Source organism: Nostoc sp., from assembly GCF_036918015.1.
Classification (GTDB): Bacteria; Cyanobacteriota; Cyanobacteriia; order Cyanobacteriales; family Nostocaceae; genus Nostoc.
Window position 1 is genome coordinate 232,538 of record NZ_JBALEO010000009.1, and the last position, 14,911, is coordinate 247,448.

General features: G+C 40.4%; 15 protein-coding genes. 8 read left to right on the top strand and 7 right to left on the bottom strand.

Annotated elements, in window-relative coordinates; genetic code table 11:
* Positions 1-27: 27 nt before the first annotated feature.
* Together V7K61_RS02650 and V7K61_RS02655 are read left to right on the top strand one after the other, a co-directional pair.
* Complete coding sequence (locus V7K61_RS02650) at positions 28-1,467, top strand: TldD/PmbA family protein (protein WP_335050672.1); 1,440 nt, start codon at positions 28-30, stop codon at positions 1,465-1,467.
* A 114-nt stretch (positions 1,468-1,581) separates the two neighbouring features.
* Positions 1,582-2,928, top strand: coding sequence for a TldD/PmbA family protein (locus V7K61_RS02655; protein WP_335050675.1), 1,347 nt, complete (start codon positions 1,582-1,584; stop codon positions 2,926-2,928).
* Positions 2,929-3,015: 87 nt separating this feature from the next.
* Here V7K61_RS02655 and V7K61_RS02660 read toward each other — a convergent pair whose 3' ends face one another.
* The 3 genes from V7K61_RS02660 to coaD all read right to left on the bottom strand — a co-directional run bounded on the left by V7K61_RS02660 (position 3,016) and on the right by coaD (position 4,617).
* Positions 3,016-3,342, bottom strand: coding sequence for a Ycf66 family protein (locus V7K61_RS02660; protein WP_335050677.1), 327 nt, complete (start codon positions 3,340-3,342; stop codon positions 3,016-3,018).
* 145 nt (positions 3,343-3,487) lie between these two features.
* A complete protein-coding gene (locus V7K61_RS02665) occupies positions 3,488-4,156 on the bottom strand; it encodes a DivIVA domain-containing protein (protein WP_335050679.1) in 669 nt (222 codons plus the stop codon).
* Complete coding sequence (gene coaD / locus V7K61_RS02670; protein ID WP_335050681.1) at positions 4,066-4,617, bottom strand: pantetheine-phosphate adenylyltransferase; 552 nt, start codon at positions 4,615-4,617, stop codon at positions 4,066-4,068. The genes V7K61_RS02665 and coaD overlap by 91 nt, the downstream gene beginning before the upstream one ends.
* A gap of 295 nt (positions 4,618-4,912) precedes the next feature.
* On the opposite strand from coaD, the gene lgt reads away from it, so the two are divergent.
* The 5 genes from lgt to V7K61_RS02695 all read left to right on the top strand — a co-directional run bounded on the left by lgt (position 4,913) and on the right by V7K61_RS02695 (position 9,156).
* Entirely contained in the window at positions 4,913-5,779 is an 867-nt protein-coding gene (lgt, locus tag V7K61_RS02675) for a prolipoprotein diacylglyceryl transferase (RefSeq protein WP_335050683.1), read from the top strand.
* 222 nt (positions 5,780-6,001) lie between these two features.
* Positions 6,002-6,826 carry a precorrin-4 C(11)-methyltransferase gene (gene cobM / locus V7K61_RS02680; RefSeq protein WP_335050685.1) on the top strand — a complete coding sequence of 275 codons (825 nt, stop codon included), beginning with the start codon at positions 6,002-6,004 and terminating at the stop codon, positions 6,824-6,826.
* A 207-nt stretch (positions 6,827-7,033) separates the two neighbouring features.
* Positions 7,034-7,387 (top strand): phenylpyruvate tautomerase MIF-related protein, encoded by a 354-nt coding sequence (locus V7K61_RS02685; protein WP_335050687.1) that lies wholly within the window; start codon positions 7,034-7,036, stop codon positions 7,385-7,387.
* A 78-nt stretch (positions 7,388-7,465) separates the two neighbouring features.
* Entirely contained in the window at positions 7,466-8,557 is a 1,092-nt protein-coding gene (rlmN, locus tag V7K61_RS02690; protein ID WP_335050689.1) for a 23S rRNA (adenine(2503)-C(2))-methyltransferase RlmN, read from the top strand.
* A gap of 140 nt (positions 8,558-8,697) precedes the next feature.
* Positions 8,698-9,156: a hypothetical protein gene (locus V7K61_RS02695; protein ID WP_335050692.1), complete on the top strand. Its 459-nt coding sequence runs from the start codon at positions 8,698-8,700 to the stop codon at positions 9,154-9,156.
* 453 nt (positions 9,157-9,609) lie between these two features.
* Here the strand turns inward: V7K61_RS02695 and V7K61_RS02700 are convergent, their stop codons facing one another.
* Together V7K61_RS02700 and uvrC are read right to left on the bottom strand one after the other, a co-directional pair.
* Positions 9,610-9,789: a replication restart DNA helicase PriA gene (locus tag V7K61_RS02700; protein ID WP_229465180.1), complete on the bottom strand. Its 180-nt coding sequence runs from the start codon at positions 9,787-9,789 to the stop codon at positions 9,610-9,612.
* Positions 9,790-10,633: 844 nt separating this feature from the next.
* A complete protein-coding gene (gene uvrC, locus V7K61_RS02705; protein WP_335050694.1) occupies positions 10,634-12,511 on the bottom strand; it encodes an excinuclease ABC subunit UvrC in 1,878 nt (625 codons plus the stop codon).
* 499 nt (positions 12,512-13,010) lie between these two features.
* Here uvrC and V7K61_RS02710 point away from each other — a divergent pair, with 499 nt between their 5' ends.
* On the top strand, positions 13,011-13,190 hold the full coding sequence (locus V7K61_RS02710; protein ID WP_292811637.1) for a hypothetical protein: 180 nt from the start codon (positions 13,011-13,013) through the stop codon (positions 13,188-13,190).
* Positions 13,191-13,211: 21 nt separating this feature from the next.
* Here V7K61_RS02710 and V7K61_RS02715 read toward each other — a convergent pair whose 3' ends face one another.
* Entirely contained in the window at positions 13,212-13,634 is a 423-nt protein-coding gene (locus V7K61_RS02715) for a response regulator (RefSeq protein ID WP_335050696.1), read from the bottom strand.
* A 554-nt stretch (positions 13,635-14,188) separates the two neighbouring features.
* A partial coding sequence (locus V7K61_RS02720; protein ID WP_335050698.1) for an NF038130 family PEP-CTERM protein occupies positions 14,189-14,911 on the bottom strand: 723 nt, incomplete at its 5' end.

Here is a 14,911-nt window from a genome sequence, read left to right on the forward strand (position 1 = left end):
ATTCCCCATTCCTTATTCCCCTAAATTATGTGGTCTGAACTCAAAAAAGCGATCGCTAGTTTCGATATACCCGCTGATTGGATTGGTATTAGAGCCGTAAAGGAGACTTCTACTAACCGTTTAGTCCGTGACGCCTTACCCCAACTAAACGGCAAATCCTTCACTGTCGGAGCCATGCTGGAAGTTTTGGTCAATGGCAGTCTGGGTTATGCAGCTACGAACTCTCTAGAACTGTCTTCCCTGCAAACCGCCGCTCAAACAGCCTATAAACAGGCACTAGCAGCCAGTGAATGGTGGATACATCCCTTCCGTGAAAGTGAGCGCCCTAAAGTCGTTGGTGAATATAAATCTCCATTTCTTGAACCATTGGATGCTCTGAGTCCAGGAGAAATCAACGATTTATTGGTTCGCATTTGCCAAACGCTCAAGGTTGACGACAAAATTGTGCAAACCATAGCCAGTGCCAGCACTACTGAGAGAGAATCTTGGTTTGTTAGCAGCAATGGCTCAGAAGTATATCAAAAAATTCTATCTATAGGCACTCACTATGGAGCCACCGCCCAAGATGGAGCAGTTGTACAGCAGCGTAGCAACAACGGCTCTCAAGCAAACTGTTACCAAGGTGGACTCGAACTATTAAAACAAGAAAACTTATGGCATCGGGTGCGGCAAATAGGCGAACAAGCAATAGAACTCTTGACAGCAGAAGAATGCCCAACCACCCGTACAAATTTAGTTTTAGCCCCAGATCAAATGATGCTGCAAATTCATGAAAGTGTCGGGCATCCCCTAGAAATTGACCGAATTTTGGGAGATGAGCGTAACTATGCTGGGGGCAGCTTCGTTAATAAAAGTGATTTTGGCAACCTAGTATATGGTTCGCCACTGATGAACATTACCTTTGATCCCAACGTGCCTGGTGAATTTGCTAGTTACGGCTTTGATGATACGGGTACTGTAGCAACACGAGAGTATTTGGTTAAAGAAGGTGTACTCCAACGGGGTTTAGGCAGTCTGGAGAGTCAAGCAAGAGCAGGTGTAGCAGGAGTTGCCTGTGCCCGTGCTTCCTCATGGAATCGACCAGCGATCGATCGTATGGGTAACTTGAATTTAGAGCCTTTAAACGGCACTTTTGAAGACATTATTGGCGGGATAGAACACGGCGTTTACATGGAATCTAACCGTTCTTGGTCAATTGACGATCGCCGTTACAAATTCCAATTTGGTTGTGAGTACGCTAAATTAATTGAAAACGGTAAACTTACTAAAACCCTCCGTAATCCCAACTACCGCGCCACAACACCAGAGTTTTGGCATAGTTTAATTAAAGTCGGAGATGCCACAAACTGGCAAATGTATGGTACTGCTTATTGTGGTAAAGGAGAACCAAATCAGGCCATTTGGGTAGGACACGGTTCACCTGTCTGTGTATTTGCTAATGTCGAAGTTTTTGGTGGAGGAACTTGAAAGAGTGCTGAGTGCTGAGTGCTGAGTGAGGAGTGAGGAGTGAAGAGTTATTCTCCCCTTGTCCCCCATCTCCCTATTCCCCATCTACCTATTCCCTATTAATATTTAATATCTATGAAAATTGAGGAATTATCTGCCTTAGAAGTCAGCTTTAATCGACTGATTGAAAGTTTGCTGATTAAAAAAGCAGAAGATGAACAATTCACTGTGAGACTTAGCAGTGAAATAAGTCAATTTACTCGCTTTAATCATGCTAAAGTGCGACAAACTGGTTGTGTTGCTGATGGTTGGATAGAACTAACTTTGATGCAAAATCAGCGCAACAGTGTTCGGCAGTTTCCCTTTACTGGAAATTGGGAGGTAGACTGGCAATTAGCATATAGTGCTTTGCAAGAACTACGTGACGAACTTATTCTACTACCCATCGATCCATATCTAGTTTTGCCATCAGGAAATAATATCAGTCGAGAAATACATTCTGGAAATTTATTGGCGGCTGAGGCAGTAGTCCCGACTGTACTAGAACTAGTTGCTGAATTGGATTTTACAGGAATATATGCAGGGGGAGTGGTAATTAAAGCTTATGGTGATTCTAGCGGTCAAAAACACTGGTTTTCTACTGACTCTTTTACCTTAGATTATTCTCTATTTTCCCCATCTGGACAAGCTGTTAAGGGCACGTTTGCCGGAAGTGATTGGAATGAATCTAAATATATATCCAAAATTAGCGAAGCTAAAAAACAACTAGAATTGCTTGCTCACCCAACTAAAGAACTGCCACGGGGACAGTACAAAACTTATTTTGCACCTGCTGCTGTTGCAGATTTATTATTGATGCTTTCTTGGGGAGCGGTAAGCGAAGCTGATATCCAACAAGGAAACAGTGCTTTAGCTGCTTTATCGCGTCAAGAAAAACAACTTTCTCTAAGATTTAGTTTAAAAGAAAATTTTCAGCGGGGATTAGTGCCGCGATTTAATGAATTAGGAGAAATGGCAGCACCGGAGTTACCTGTAATAGAAAAAGGATATTTAGTAAATACTTTGGTGAATTCTCGAACTGCTAAGGAATATCAAAAAATTGCCAACGGCGCTAATGGTTCAGAGACTTTACGAGCGCCAGAAGTGAGTACTGGTAATTTAGTATTTGAGCAGATTCTTCCGAGTTTAGATACAGGATTATATGTATCAAATTTGCATTACTTGAATTGGAGCGATCGCCACACTGGTAGAATCACAGGTATGACTCGTTATGCTTGTTTTTGGGTAGAAAATGGAGAAATTATCGCCCCCATTGAAAACTTACGTTTTGATGAAAGTCTCTATCGTTTCTGGGGAGAAAACTTAGTAGATTTGACCACTTTTCAAGAATTCATTCCCGAAGTAGGTACTTATGAAAGTCGCCAGCTAGGAGGTAGTTTAGTTCCCGGTATGCTGGTAGAAGATTTTACATACACTTTGTAGTTATATTGTGTAAAAATACTCTATTTTTGCTAGAGACGCGTTAGCGAAGCCCAGTTTAAGTTCACGTCTCTACAAAAAGTTATAAAATTATCTATCTCTGTAAACTGCATTAATTACAATATCTTTGATACTCAGGTAAAGAATTAATAGCAACAATAAAAATTGCTCAAATTGAAGAACTGGATCTAAACGCCAACCTTGATACAACAAAATTGCTCCACTTAACAACATTATAATTGGCGTAAATATAAGTTGGATAAGGTAAAGGGCTAAAGCCCAACCTCTAAGCCTAGTTCCACGTTGGGATAGCCAAGCTACTGTTAAAATTAAGTAAATAATTGCCCAAAGCAAATAAATAATTCCAATTAAACCAGCTAGATTTAATCCAAAGTTAACTTGAGCAAAAGTAAGCATTTATTAAAAATCCTGCTTAATTACAAGCTAAAATTTTAAATCTATTAGTAGGTAGATTCCCTAAAAGTCTTACTTCATGAAAATTGTTGGGTTTCGCTATTGCTTAACCCAACCGATAATTTTTCCTCATCTCTCGTTATAACCTCTATCTTTTTTTACCTGGAGGTGAATTACGCTGGGTGAGGTTATCAATTTGCAATTGTTGCCGTCCGTTGGTGATAATTCGCAACATCTCTTTGAGATCCTGCTCGATATTTCCCAAAATTCCATCGGCATAAGCATCAGCACCATCTTCAATTTCTTGAGCATGAGCGATCGCATTTTGTCGCATCATCTCTAACTCTTGCTGACAAGCATACCGCTTGCGGTCAATCTCGGCGAGGGTTTCTTGCATTATTCCCTCACACTCTTGTTGCACTTGTCGCCGCAGTCGTTCAGCTTCTTGTTCAGCCTGGTGAATAATATCGCTTTCAGCTAAAATTTGCGCTCTTTTTGCTTGTGCAGCCTCAACAACCTGCTGTCCATACTCTTCCGCTTCCAGCAAGATTTCGTCCTTTTGTTCGAGAACTGCTGCTGCTTCTTGAAAAAGTGATGGTAAAGCCAGCCGGATGTAATCAAGCTGATCTAGTAGCTTTTCTTCATCTACGAGTGTGCGTCCCGTCAGCGGAATTCTGAGACTAGAGAGAACCATTTCCTCTAGGCGGTTGAGTTCCTGCTGAATATCTATGCTTCCCTCTCCACCGAGATATTCTTGAGGGGGGGGATTGCTTCCGTTGAGATTGGGTTCAACATTGGAGATTTCTGATTGTAGCATTGGTATATATCTAGGGCAATGTGTGGGGGAACGAGATGATCGATAGAGCCACCAAACCTTGCAATCTCTTTTACCACACTACTACTTAAAAAACTATACTCATTTGAGGTTGCAAGAAAAACTGTTTCTATTTGGGTAGAAAGAGTTTTATTGGTGTGAGCCATTTGCAGTTCCACTTCAAAATCTGACACAGCCCGTAAACCCCGGATCAAAACTTGTGCTTGTTGCATTTGAGCATAATTGACGGTAAGACCATCAAAGCTGTCTACTTTTACATTAGGTAGATGTTCTGTAGAAAGACGGATCTGATCTAGCCGTTGCTCCACACTAAAAAGTGGCATCTTGTTAGGGTTCCGTAGTACAGCGACAATCACCTGCTCAAACAGCCGACTACCGCGCTGGATGAGATCGAGGTGTCCCAAGGTGATGGGGTCGAAGCTACCAGGATAAATAGCAATCACAATTTTAAATATATCAAAGTTGTTTAGGTGATTATATCGAAACCATTTTGTGTAACTTACTCAAATCTACCATCTTGCGCTCTCGGTAAGGATGGTAAACTCAATTGTTTTAGTGGCACAAGTTATGCTCAACTAGGCGTTAGGAACTAGACTCCTAAATATGAATACTGAATTTTTACCTATGTCCCCACAATGTTGTGGAAGATTCAAGTGTAGTTACAGTATTCAAGACACAAGAAACTCCGTACTTAGCACAGTGCGCGGGTAGTTAACGAACTTTTCTAGGTAATTTTTCATGGCACTGGATTTTCCCACTTTGCCCTTGGCGTTTCAGTTTACTTCTCCAGGACCGATTCTGGTGAAAATAGGGCCACTAAGTATTCGTTGGTACGGCTTGTTGATTGCCACAGCAGTGTTAATTGGCGTCATCCTTTCCCAGAATTTGGCAAAGCGCCGTAACGTTAATCCTGAGTTGCTAGGCGATTTGTTCTTTTGGTTGTTGATTGGGGCAATTCCTGGCGCACGGCTATATTACGTTTTTTTTGAGTGGTCAAAATATGCCCCAACTCCAGGAAAAATTTTTGCGATCTGGGAAGGAGGTATTGCCATTCATGGAGCGATTCTTGGTGGCGTTGTGGCTGCGTTAATCTTTGCCAAAATCAAGCAGGTTTCTTTCTGGCAATTGGCAGATTTAGTAGCACCTTCGCTGATTTTAGGACAAGCGATCGGACGTTGGGGTAATTTCTTTAATTCTGAAGCTTTTGGCGATCCTACTAATTTACCCTGGAAGCTCTATATTCCAGCAGACCATCGCCCTTTAGACTATGTTAATTTCGATTACTTTCATCCCACCTTCCTCTACGAATCTCTGTGGGATTTAATGGTGTTTACGTTACTAATAACGTTGTTTTTCCGGTCTTTATCCGGTAAGCCACGCTTGAAGGTAGGCACACTATTTCTAATTTACTGGCCAGCCTACAGCTTAGGACGCTTATGGATTGAAGGTTTTCGCACTGATAGCTTGATGCTGGGGCCATTACGGATGGCACAAGTAGTCAGTAGTCTAGGAATTCTATTGGGATTAGTTGGATTAGCTTGGCTTTACTTACTCAAACGCCCTTTACCCGATGTAGTTCCTACTGCTAAGGGAAATGGGGGATGAGGGAGCAGGGGAGGCAGGGGGAGCAGGGGAAGATGAGGAGGAAAAAAGAGACAAGGAGAATAACCAATGCCCCATGCCCAATGACTAAAAAATAAAAAATGCCCCAGAGTATTCTCTAGGGCTTAACCAGGGTGCATCTACCATTACTCTCTACTAGGGAAAGAGGGTGAATCCGGAAAGATACTGAAAGAATTTGCCAAAAAATTTTTTTGAGGGATTGCCGTGTGTTCTTTTAAGAGTGAATATACAGAAAGACTAAGCTATAAAAAAACACTATATGCTGTAGAACCATCTGTGTATATTGTCGGAGCAGGCCCTGGAGATCCTGACTTATTAACGGTGAAGGCGCAAAAATTACTGGCTGTTGCTGATGTAATTTTATTTGCTGATTCTTTAGTACCCGAACAAATTTTAGAACTTTGCCGAAAAGATGCCGAGATAATTAGAACTGCGAATCAGACTTTAGAAGAAATTTTGGCGATTACGATCGATAGAGTGCGATCGCAGCAAAAATCTGTAGTCCGTCTTCACTCTGGCGATCCTAGTCTCTACAGCGCCATTCACGAGCAAATGCACCTCCTGGCAGAGGCAGATATTCCTTTTGAAGTCATACCTGGGATCAGCGCCTTTCAAGCTGCTGCTGCCAAACTCAAAATAGAACTAACTGTCCCTGGTTTAGTTCAAACCATTATTTTGACGCGCATCAGTGGACGTACAGAAGTCCCCGCCGCCGAAGAATTAGCTACTCTTGCAGCACATCAGGCTAGTCTCTGCTTGTATTTAAGTGCGCGTCACGTCGAAAATGCCCAAGCTAAATTACTCGAACACTATCCAGCCGAAACCCTGATTGCGATTTGCTTTCGCATCGGCTGGCCCGATGAAAAAATCAGGGTTGTCCCTCTGAATGAAATGGCAGATTGCACTCATCAAGAAAAACTAATTCGCACCACACTGTATATAATCAGTCCAGCACTCTCGACAACAAAAGGGCGATCGCGTTTATATCATCCCGAACATAGTCATCTATTTCGCTCATCTCATAACTAAAGGCTAGTGGTCTGTCAAATTCATTTTGACGGTTAGAGAGACGCGATAAATCGCCGTCTCTACAGGAAATTTATCCATCAATTATTTATTGACAGACTATTAGGGCATTGGGCATTGATTATTCTCCTTGTTTCCCTCATCTCCCCATTGGCTCTGCGTTTCGATAAACTTAACAGTGTAATAAATCCAAAATCCCAATTCGGTACTATGCCATTAATTAAAGTGCAAACTTCTGCATCGGCTCCTCAAAAAGCTGAAATTGAGTCAATGCTTTTAAACCTATCAGCCAAGTTAGCGAAACATTTGGGAAAACCAGAATCCTATGTAATGACTGCTTTTGAGCCAGACATCCCCATGACTTTTGCAGGGAATACAGACCCGGTTTGCTACATTGAGATTAAGAGCGTTGGCACGATGAAACCAGATAAAACCGCGGCAATGAGTCAAGACTTTTGCCAGCAGATTAACCAAACTCTAGGTGTGCCTAAAAATCGAATTTACATCGAGTTTGCAGATGCTAAGGGTGCAATGTGGGGCTGGAACGGCACAACTTTTGGTTAATTTCTCGTCTTCTTTCGTCAAGACTAACTCGATCTGGCAGGTGTAGGATAGAGATCCAACACCAACTCGTGATTTTTTATGTCTGCTACGCCTCTTGTATCTCAGGTTGACTTCAACTCAGAAAAATCAGAATTAATCCCTCCTCTTCTAGGTGCTTCTCTGGCGGAGTTAAGCACTTGGGTGCAGCAACAGGGACAACCTGCTTACAGAGGAAGGCAACTGCATGAATGGATCTATGATAAAGGGGTGCGATCGCTAGCTGATATTTCTGTCTTCTCCAAGCAATGGCGCAAAGAAGTAGCAGAAGTTCCCATAGGGCGTTCAATTTTACATTACCGCTCTGAGGCTCCCGATGGTACGGTAAAATATCTTTTACGATTAACAGACGGGCAGATTATTGAAACTGTAGGCATCCCCACCTTCGCAGAAAGGGGAGAAGGCCCAAAAGCCCGTCTGACAGTTTGCGTCTCTACTCAGGTGGGTTGCCCAATGGCGTGTGATTTCTGCGCTACTGGTAAAGGAGGCTTCAAACGCAACCTAGCACGGCACGAAATTGTCGATCAGGTGTTGACTGTGCAAGAAGATTTTCAGCAACGGGTTAGCAATGTGGTGTTTATGGGACTAGGTGAACCGTTGTTGAATACTGAGAATGTCCTAGCAGCCCTAAAATCCCTGAATCAAGATGTCGGTATTGGGCAGCGATCGCTTACAGTTTCTACAGTGGGGATTCGCGATCGCATCCGTCAGTTCGCACAAAATAATTTGCAAATTACTCTCGCTGTGAGTCTCCACGCCCCCAATCAAGCACTACGAGAAAAACTCATCCCCAGCGCCCGCGCCTATCCTTTAGAAGATTTACTAGCTGAATGTCGAGAATATGTAGAAATCACTGGCCGCCGGGTTACTTTTGAATATGTTCTCCTTGCTGGTGTTAACGATTTGCCAGAACACGCATTGGAACTTTCAAAATGTATGAGAGGATTTCAAAGTCATGTGAATTTGATTCCCTACAACCCCATCCAAGAAGTAGACTACAAACGCCCCAACCGCGATCGCATTCAAGCTTTTGTGAACGTCCTCAAGCAGCAAAATAGTGCTGTTAGTGTCCGTTATTCCCGTGGTTTAGAAGCCGATGCTGCTTGCGGACAACTAAGAGCAAGTAAGAATTAAATCTATTGTAGCCAGTAAATTTAATTACTTTTGCTTACGTATATTTGCGCCTTAGTTGTAATTGTTGCAAGAAGGCGGCTGTAGAAATTGTTATATTAAGGTTAAGCGATCGCTCAACCCAATCCGATAACAAATAACTTATGTTGAATCGATCATTGACGCTTAAACTATTGCCCCTAGTGATTGTTCTTGCAGAAGCTTTGCCGATAAATTCTCCTGCTTATGGACAAATAATTCAACCGATTCCTCAGCAACCTGAGTCCTTTCAAGAAAGAATGAGACAACAGCAAGAGGAACGAACTCAGCAAACACAAGAGCAATTGAAGGAAACATGGCTACGCCAAAACCTTCAACAACAACAACAACAACAGCAACAGCAAGATTTTACACGACAACGGCAAGAACTAATACGCCAGCAACAATTTAGACTACAGCAGCAAGAAACAAGACTACAACAGCAACAATTTACACAACAGCAACAATTGAGAATACAAGATCAACAACTCAGACAAGATCAACAAATTAGACAACAGCAACAATTTAGATTACAAGAACAGAGGCGACAGCAAGAACTCAGACAACAGAAAGAAAACTTGTGAAGTGTTCAAAATTCCTGTTGAAGAAGAATTCAGAATTCTGAATAAGAAAGTAGAAAATATCCTGCAAAAAGCAAGCTACTCACTCGCCACTAATGTAAACTGTTAAATCTTCTTTTTCAGAGACGTGCAAAAGACGATTTAGCGCATTTTTTAAACCTACTTCTTCAGAAGCTCTCTATGAGACGCTGCACTATCTGCTAGTACTTCAACCCGATCTTTGTCTACGAGACGCTGCGCGTAGCTTGCTTCTCTGTTCGCGCAGCGTCCCGTAGGGAGGAGTACAACAAGTTCAGAGCATCGCCAGTTTAGCAACCATCTGACTCCAATTCATAGTGAATTCTGACTCCTAACTCCTAACTCCTAACTCCTAACTCCTGAATTATGTTTTTATAAATAACTCTTTTATTAAAAATTAGAGAACATCTTCTCGAATTTTTAATTTTTTTTTATTAGCTAGCGGTGTGCATGAATGCCAGGAGCATACGCTTCAATTACTTTGCCAGTGCGAGTGCAACTAATCATCAAATAGTCGCAACTTGGGCATTGTGTCCGAGTTAATTGACTATCAGAAATATAATAACGCTCCGCATGACTACCACAATTTGGGCAGTAAATCTTTTGTACTATCTGCATTTTAAAACCTCTGGTTGTAATTATTTTTTATTTGGTAAAGCTACTAGTTAAACCAGGAAAAAAATCTGGTTCGACCCAACTTAACAAACTGCTGTAATATTGGCTGATTATTTTAAACAAAACTTCAGGTTTGATAACTTTCCGATATCTTTATCTATTATTCTAGAATTTAAGTGATTTTACCCTCCTACTTTAGACACATAAATTATTTTTCAATTAAATGCTGCTTAGATATTTGCTGATCCCTATGATTAATGCCTTGAGAGAGACTTGTTTACAGTCATTCCAGACGAATATAAAAAAGCCGTTCTTGTATTCAAAAATTAAACCACAGAAATTACTGTATATTTAGTAACCAAATCTCTATCTTAAGATTTAGTTAATATTTGCTGACAAGATTTATGAGATTAAATTCTGGTGAGATAACCTAATTACAACTAGCGAACTTCATGAGAAGCGGCTTCCTTTGGTCAAAACTTCGGGAAGCTGCTAAAAGTTCTCTCCAATGCTAGTGATTAAACCTGAATCTTAATACAGCAAAATCTAGCATCCTTTTGATAACTGGCCTGTTTTTCACATCTTGGAGAGAACTTATGGGAATATATCCGGTTGTACGTACTAAAGTTTTAGCTCATAGCAATTCTCGTTTACAGGTGTACCTCACGTAAACGAGAACCGCTATAAAGGCTCACTACCTTCCCATTACTCAGTCCCTAGTACAACACGGTGTAAATAAATCACCCATTCCAAATCAATGAAACGCTTACGCTGTATTCATTTTTAATTTCGCCTTGCGGTACTCGTTCGCAATCCCCAGTTCAAGGTAAGAATGGGAGTTGTCATATCAAGCAGGATGAAAATAATCGTAAATTTCTTGAGCCAAACGCGGCCCAATTCCTGCGACTTCAGCGAGTTGTGTAGTTGTCGCTTGCCGAATGTAGTCAACTGAGCGAAAATGCCCTAATAGCAGCTTTTGTCGATGATGTCCTAAGCCAGGAATTTCATCTAAACGCGATCGCTTCAATTTATCACTACGCTGTTGACGATGGAAACTCACTGCAAACCGATGCGCTTCATCCCGCAGCCGCCGCAATAACTGTACCCCTGGTTGTTCTGCATCAGTTGTCAAGGGTTTAGATTCTCCTGGTAAAAAAATCTCTTCTCGCTGCTTTGCTAAACTCACAACTCTCAAGTCTTCTAATAAATTCATCTCTTGCAAGACGGCGATAACCGATGATAACTGACCTTTACCACCATCGATCATGATTAAATCAGGCCAGTCAGGATTACCCAAACGTGTTAATTGCGGATTTTCCCCATACTTGCGAAACCGCCTCTGGATGACTTCAGCAAGACTAGCAAAATCATCTGAATGTCCTGCTGTCACCGTGGGATTTTTAATTTTGTAATGGCGATAGTGCTGTTTTGCCGGTAATCCGTCGATAAACACGACTTGCGAAGCTACAGCATTTGACCCTTGAATGTGGGAAATGTCATAACCTTCGATGCGGTGGGGTGAATCTGGTAAATCAAGAATGGTGGCTAAATCTTGCATTGCTTGGTGATTGCGATCGCCAAATTTCTGCATTCTTTGCAATTCATACTGAGCATTTCGCTCTACCATCTCAATTAATTCTGCCTTAGTTTGCCGCAAAGGAGTCAATATTGTGACTTTTTTACCTTTGCGTTGAGTTAAGACATCCGCCAATATCTCCGCATCTGGTAAATCATGCTGTACCAAAATTTCTAAAGGTATTTCTACGGAATCAGCAGTTTGGTAATGTTCCTCTAAAGCTCGTTGTAAAATAGCTCCTGGTTCCGCATGAGCATCCGCTACAAAGGCTAAACGTCCAACCAATTGCCCAGCGCGAATCTGGAATAGTTGAATGCACGCGTGTTGTTCGTCGGCTGCCAGTGCGATCGCATCCCGCGAAACTGTATCATCTGGTAAGGAAACTTTTTGGTCAGCTGTCAGCGACTTTAACCCAGAAATTTGATCTCGAATCCGTGCCGCTGACTCAAAATTTAAGTTCTCAGCGGCTGCGTTCATCTGTTGGGTCAAAATATCAATCAGTTCCTGGGTTCGACCTTGAAAAACCATCGCTATTTTTTGGACAATTTTGCGATATTCTTCTGGTGAAATCATCTGTTGACACACACCAGGACAACGCCCTAAATCAAAATTCAAGCAAGGACGGTCTTTAAAAAGTGGTTGAGGTCGTTGTCGCTGTGGAAAAATGCGCTTGCAGATGCGGACAATTTCTCGCAATAAACCAGCGTCAGTATAAGGCCCGTAAAATTTATCCTTTTCTTTGCCGAATTGCCGTTTACGGGTAATAAAAATTCGCGGATAATCTTCTGACCAAGTGATGCAGAGATAGGGATATTTTTTATCATCTTTGAGCAACACGTTGAAATATGGCTGGTGCTGCTTGATCAAATTGGCTTCTAGCGCTAGAGCTTCGGCTTCAGTATCAGTGACGATGAATTCAATTTCTGTCACCAACTTCACCATCGTGGCGATACGTTCACTCTTGTTGTAGCCATCCCGGAAATAGGAACGGACACGCGATCGCAACTTACGTGATTTACCTATATATATAATGCGATCGCTCCTGTCCCGCATGAAATAAACCCCCGGTTCCGGTGGAATTTCGGCTAGACGGTTTTCTAGTCGTTCTGGCTCTTTAACCAGTGGTAATATTTGAGTAGATATTGTCACAACCAAAATTAGGTAATCTTTCTCTATTTTAAGAAAAATTGTTTTTTCGTGCCGATTTGACAAATTATTTATCAAGTAAATATAAAGTAGCCGCTTCTAAGCTACAGGCTTGCCAAAAACTTACTCCAAGTATCACAACTTTCGAGCAGACGAGAGTTTGTTTCGCTGTCACCTTAGTCATTAGCTGCTACTGTCAGAATAAAAACTTTGCCTTTTGAATCTATAGTTAACATTTTTAAATTGGTAATACTTTATTATCTAAAACTTTATATTTTAGATTAGATAATAATATTTTTGTATTTTTCTATATTATTTATTAATAATAAACAGACTTATATATTGCTTGTATAAACATTAAACAAAATCTTAATTTATTGAGATTATTTATGTTTGTTTGTTGAATTTCTAATATTAAGCGAATTAACGGATTTAGTCAGTTAAATTTACGATTATGATTGAGAATATATTTATTATGATGACTTCATACGAGAGCTAAACTATGAATTTACAAGATTTTGAAATCCAGTATCGTGAGGCTATGGCTGAAACCCTCAATGAACTGCAAACAGCAGTTTTGTTATTAGCGCAAGTACAACAGAAAATTTCAACAATTGGCAGTTCTGTACAAACTCTTAGCGAATGTGTTGAAGAGTTTATTGCCGATCAAAAAGCGGAATAAATACACGTCTAGCAAAAAAGGCTATCTGTGGCGACAAGTAAACTGTTCTTCAATTGCAAGGATGAGATCCTTGAGTTTTAAAGGTTTGACAAAATAGCGACATGCACCCAAACTCAGAGCTAGTTCTTGATCTGCTTTAAAAGCAAAGGCTGAAACCACAATGATAGGTATTTTTGACAAATGAGGATTTTGCTGGACTTGTTTCAAGAGTGAATAACCGTCAATATCTGGCAATTTCAAGTCCAATAACATTAAATCTGGCTCGAATTTCTCTATGGTTGAGAAAAAAGCAGAGCCTTCTGATAAACTTTGGACTTCATACCCACAGTAACTTAGATAGTCACTAAGTAACATCCGATTGAGGTAATGGTCTTCAACTAGTAAAATTCGTCTAACTTTGTGTGACTGCAATGGCTGATTTATATTGAGTAATTCTACTGTCATTGCTACCTATTATCTGATTATCTTAATTAAAAGCCAACAATTATTACCATAAACTAAAATAGTAGTGCATTTAAACAGCGAAACAAATATAAATTGTACTTATGTAGTCTAATCAAATATCTGAAGAAATCAAATTTAGCTGCACTACAATACTAAAATGATAGTATAATCAAATATAATTAAATCAAAAATTAATATTTTTTTTACGAATTTTTTATATTTTAGAGTATTAAGTTAACATCTTTTTTACAATAGTAATTTTCTAAAGTTTATGAGTAAAACTACTTAAGTAATACTGGAAATAATATTATGATAATTGCCCTTCCTCAAGATGTGAAGGTAAGTAATACCATTGTACGAAATCCATATTAAAAACAAATCAAGTTGGTAGAGACATATAGATGTCAAATGTTGCAACCGATTTATTTTTTGCACGTATTTTTAAAAATAGTATAACCTAGAAGATTAAATTATCTTATAGCTGCAAGGAATTATTCATCAAAAAAGGGAGCTGTTAGCTCCCTTACTTATTTTTTGGAATGGAAACCGGAGTTTCAATCAGATGCTTTTTTCAATTTGCGTCGGGTAGCAAAGACACCAGCAACACCCATAAGACCAAGTATTACTGATGGTTCTGGTGCTGCGGCATACTTAGGTGTCGTCCAAGTATAAATTCCACTGTAGGATACACCATCATCAGAAGCAGTAATACCGGATGCAGTGGGGTCAAAGCTATAAGCATAGTAAGTTTGACCACCAGTAACTACCTTGGCAATTTCACTAGCTCCAATTTCACCTTTATATGCAGTTAATGCAGCTTGTAGAGTCAGTACATCTTTAAATGATGTGAGTTGAGAGATTTGACCTGGTAGCTGATTTTTGAGAGTATTCAGTTGAGAGATTTGACCTGGTAGTGTCTGATTTTTGAGAGTATTCAGTTGAGAGATTTGACCTGGTAGCTGATTTTTGAGAGTATTCAGTTGAGAAATTTGACCTGGTAGTGTCTGATTTTTGAGAGTATTCAGTTGAGAGACTTGACCTGGTAGTGTCTGATTTTTGAGAATATTCAGTTGAGAGATTTGATTTGACAGTTCTTGCCTTTTTGCTAGATTTGCTGGAGTGTTGTTAGGAGTTGCGTTCAGTTGTGTTTGCAGTGTTGTAATCTGTGCTGGAATTGCGTTCAGTTGTGTTTGCAGTGTTGTAATCTGTGCTGGAATTGCGTTCAGTTGTGTTTGCAGCGTTGTAATTTGTCCTGGAATTGCGTTTAGTTGTGTTTG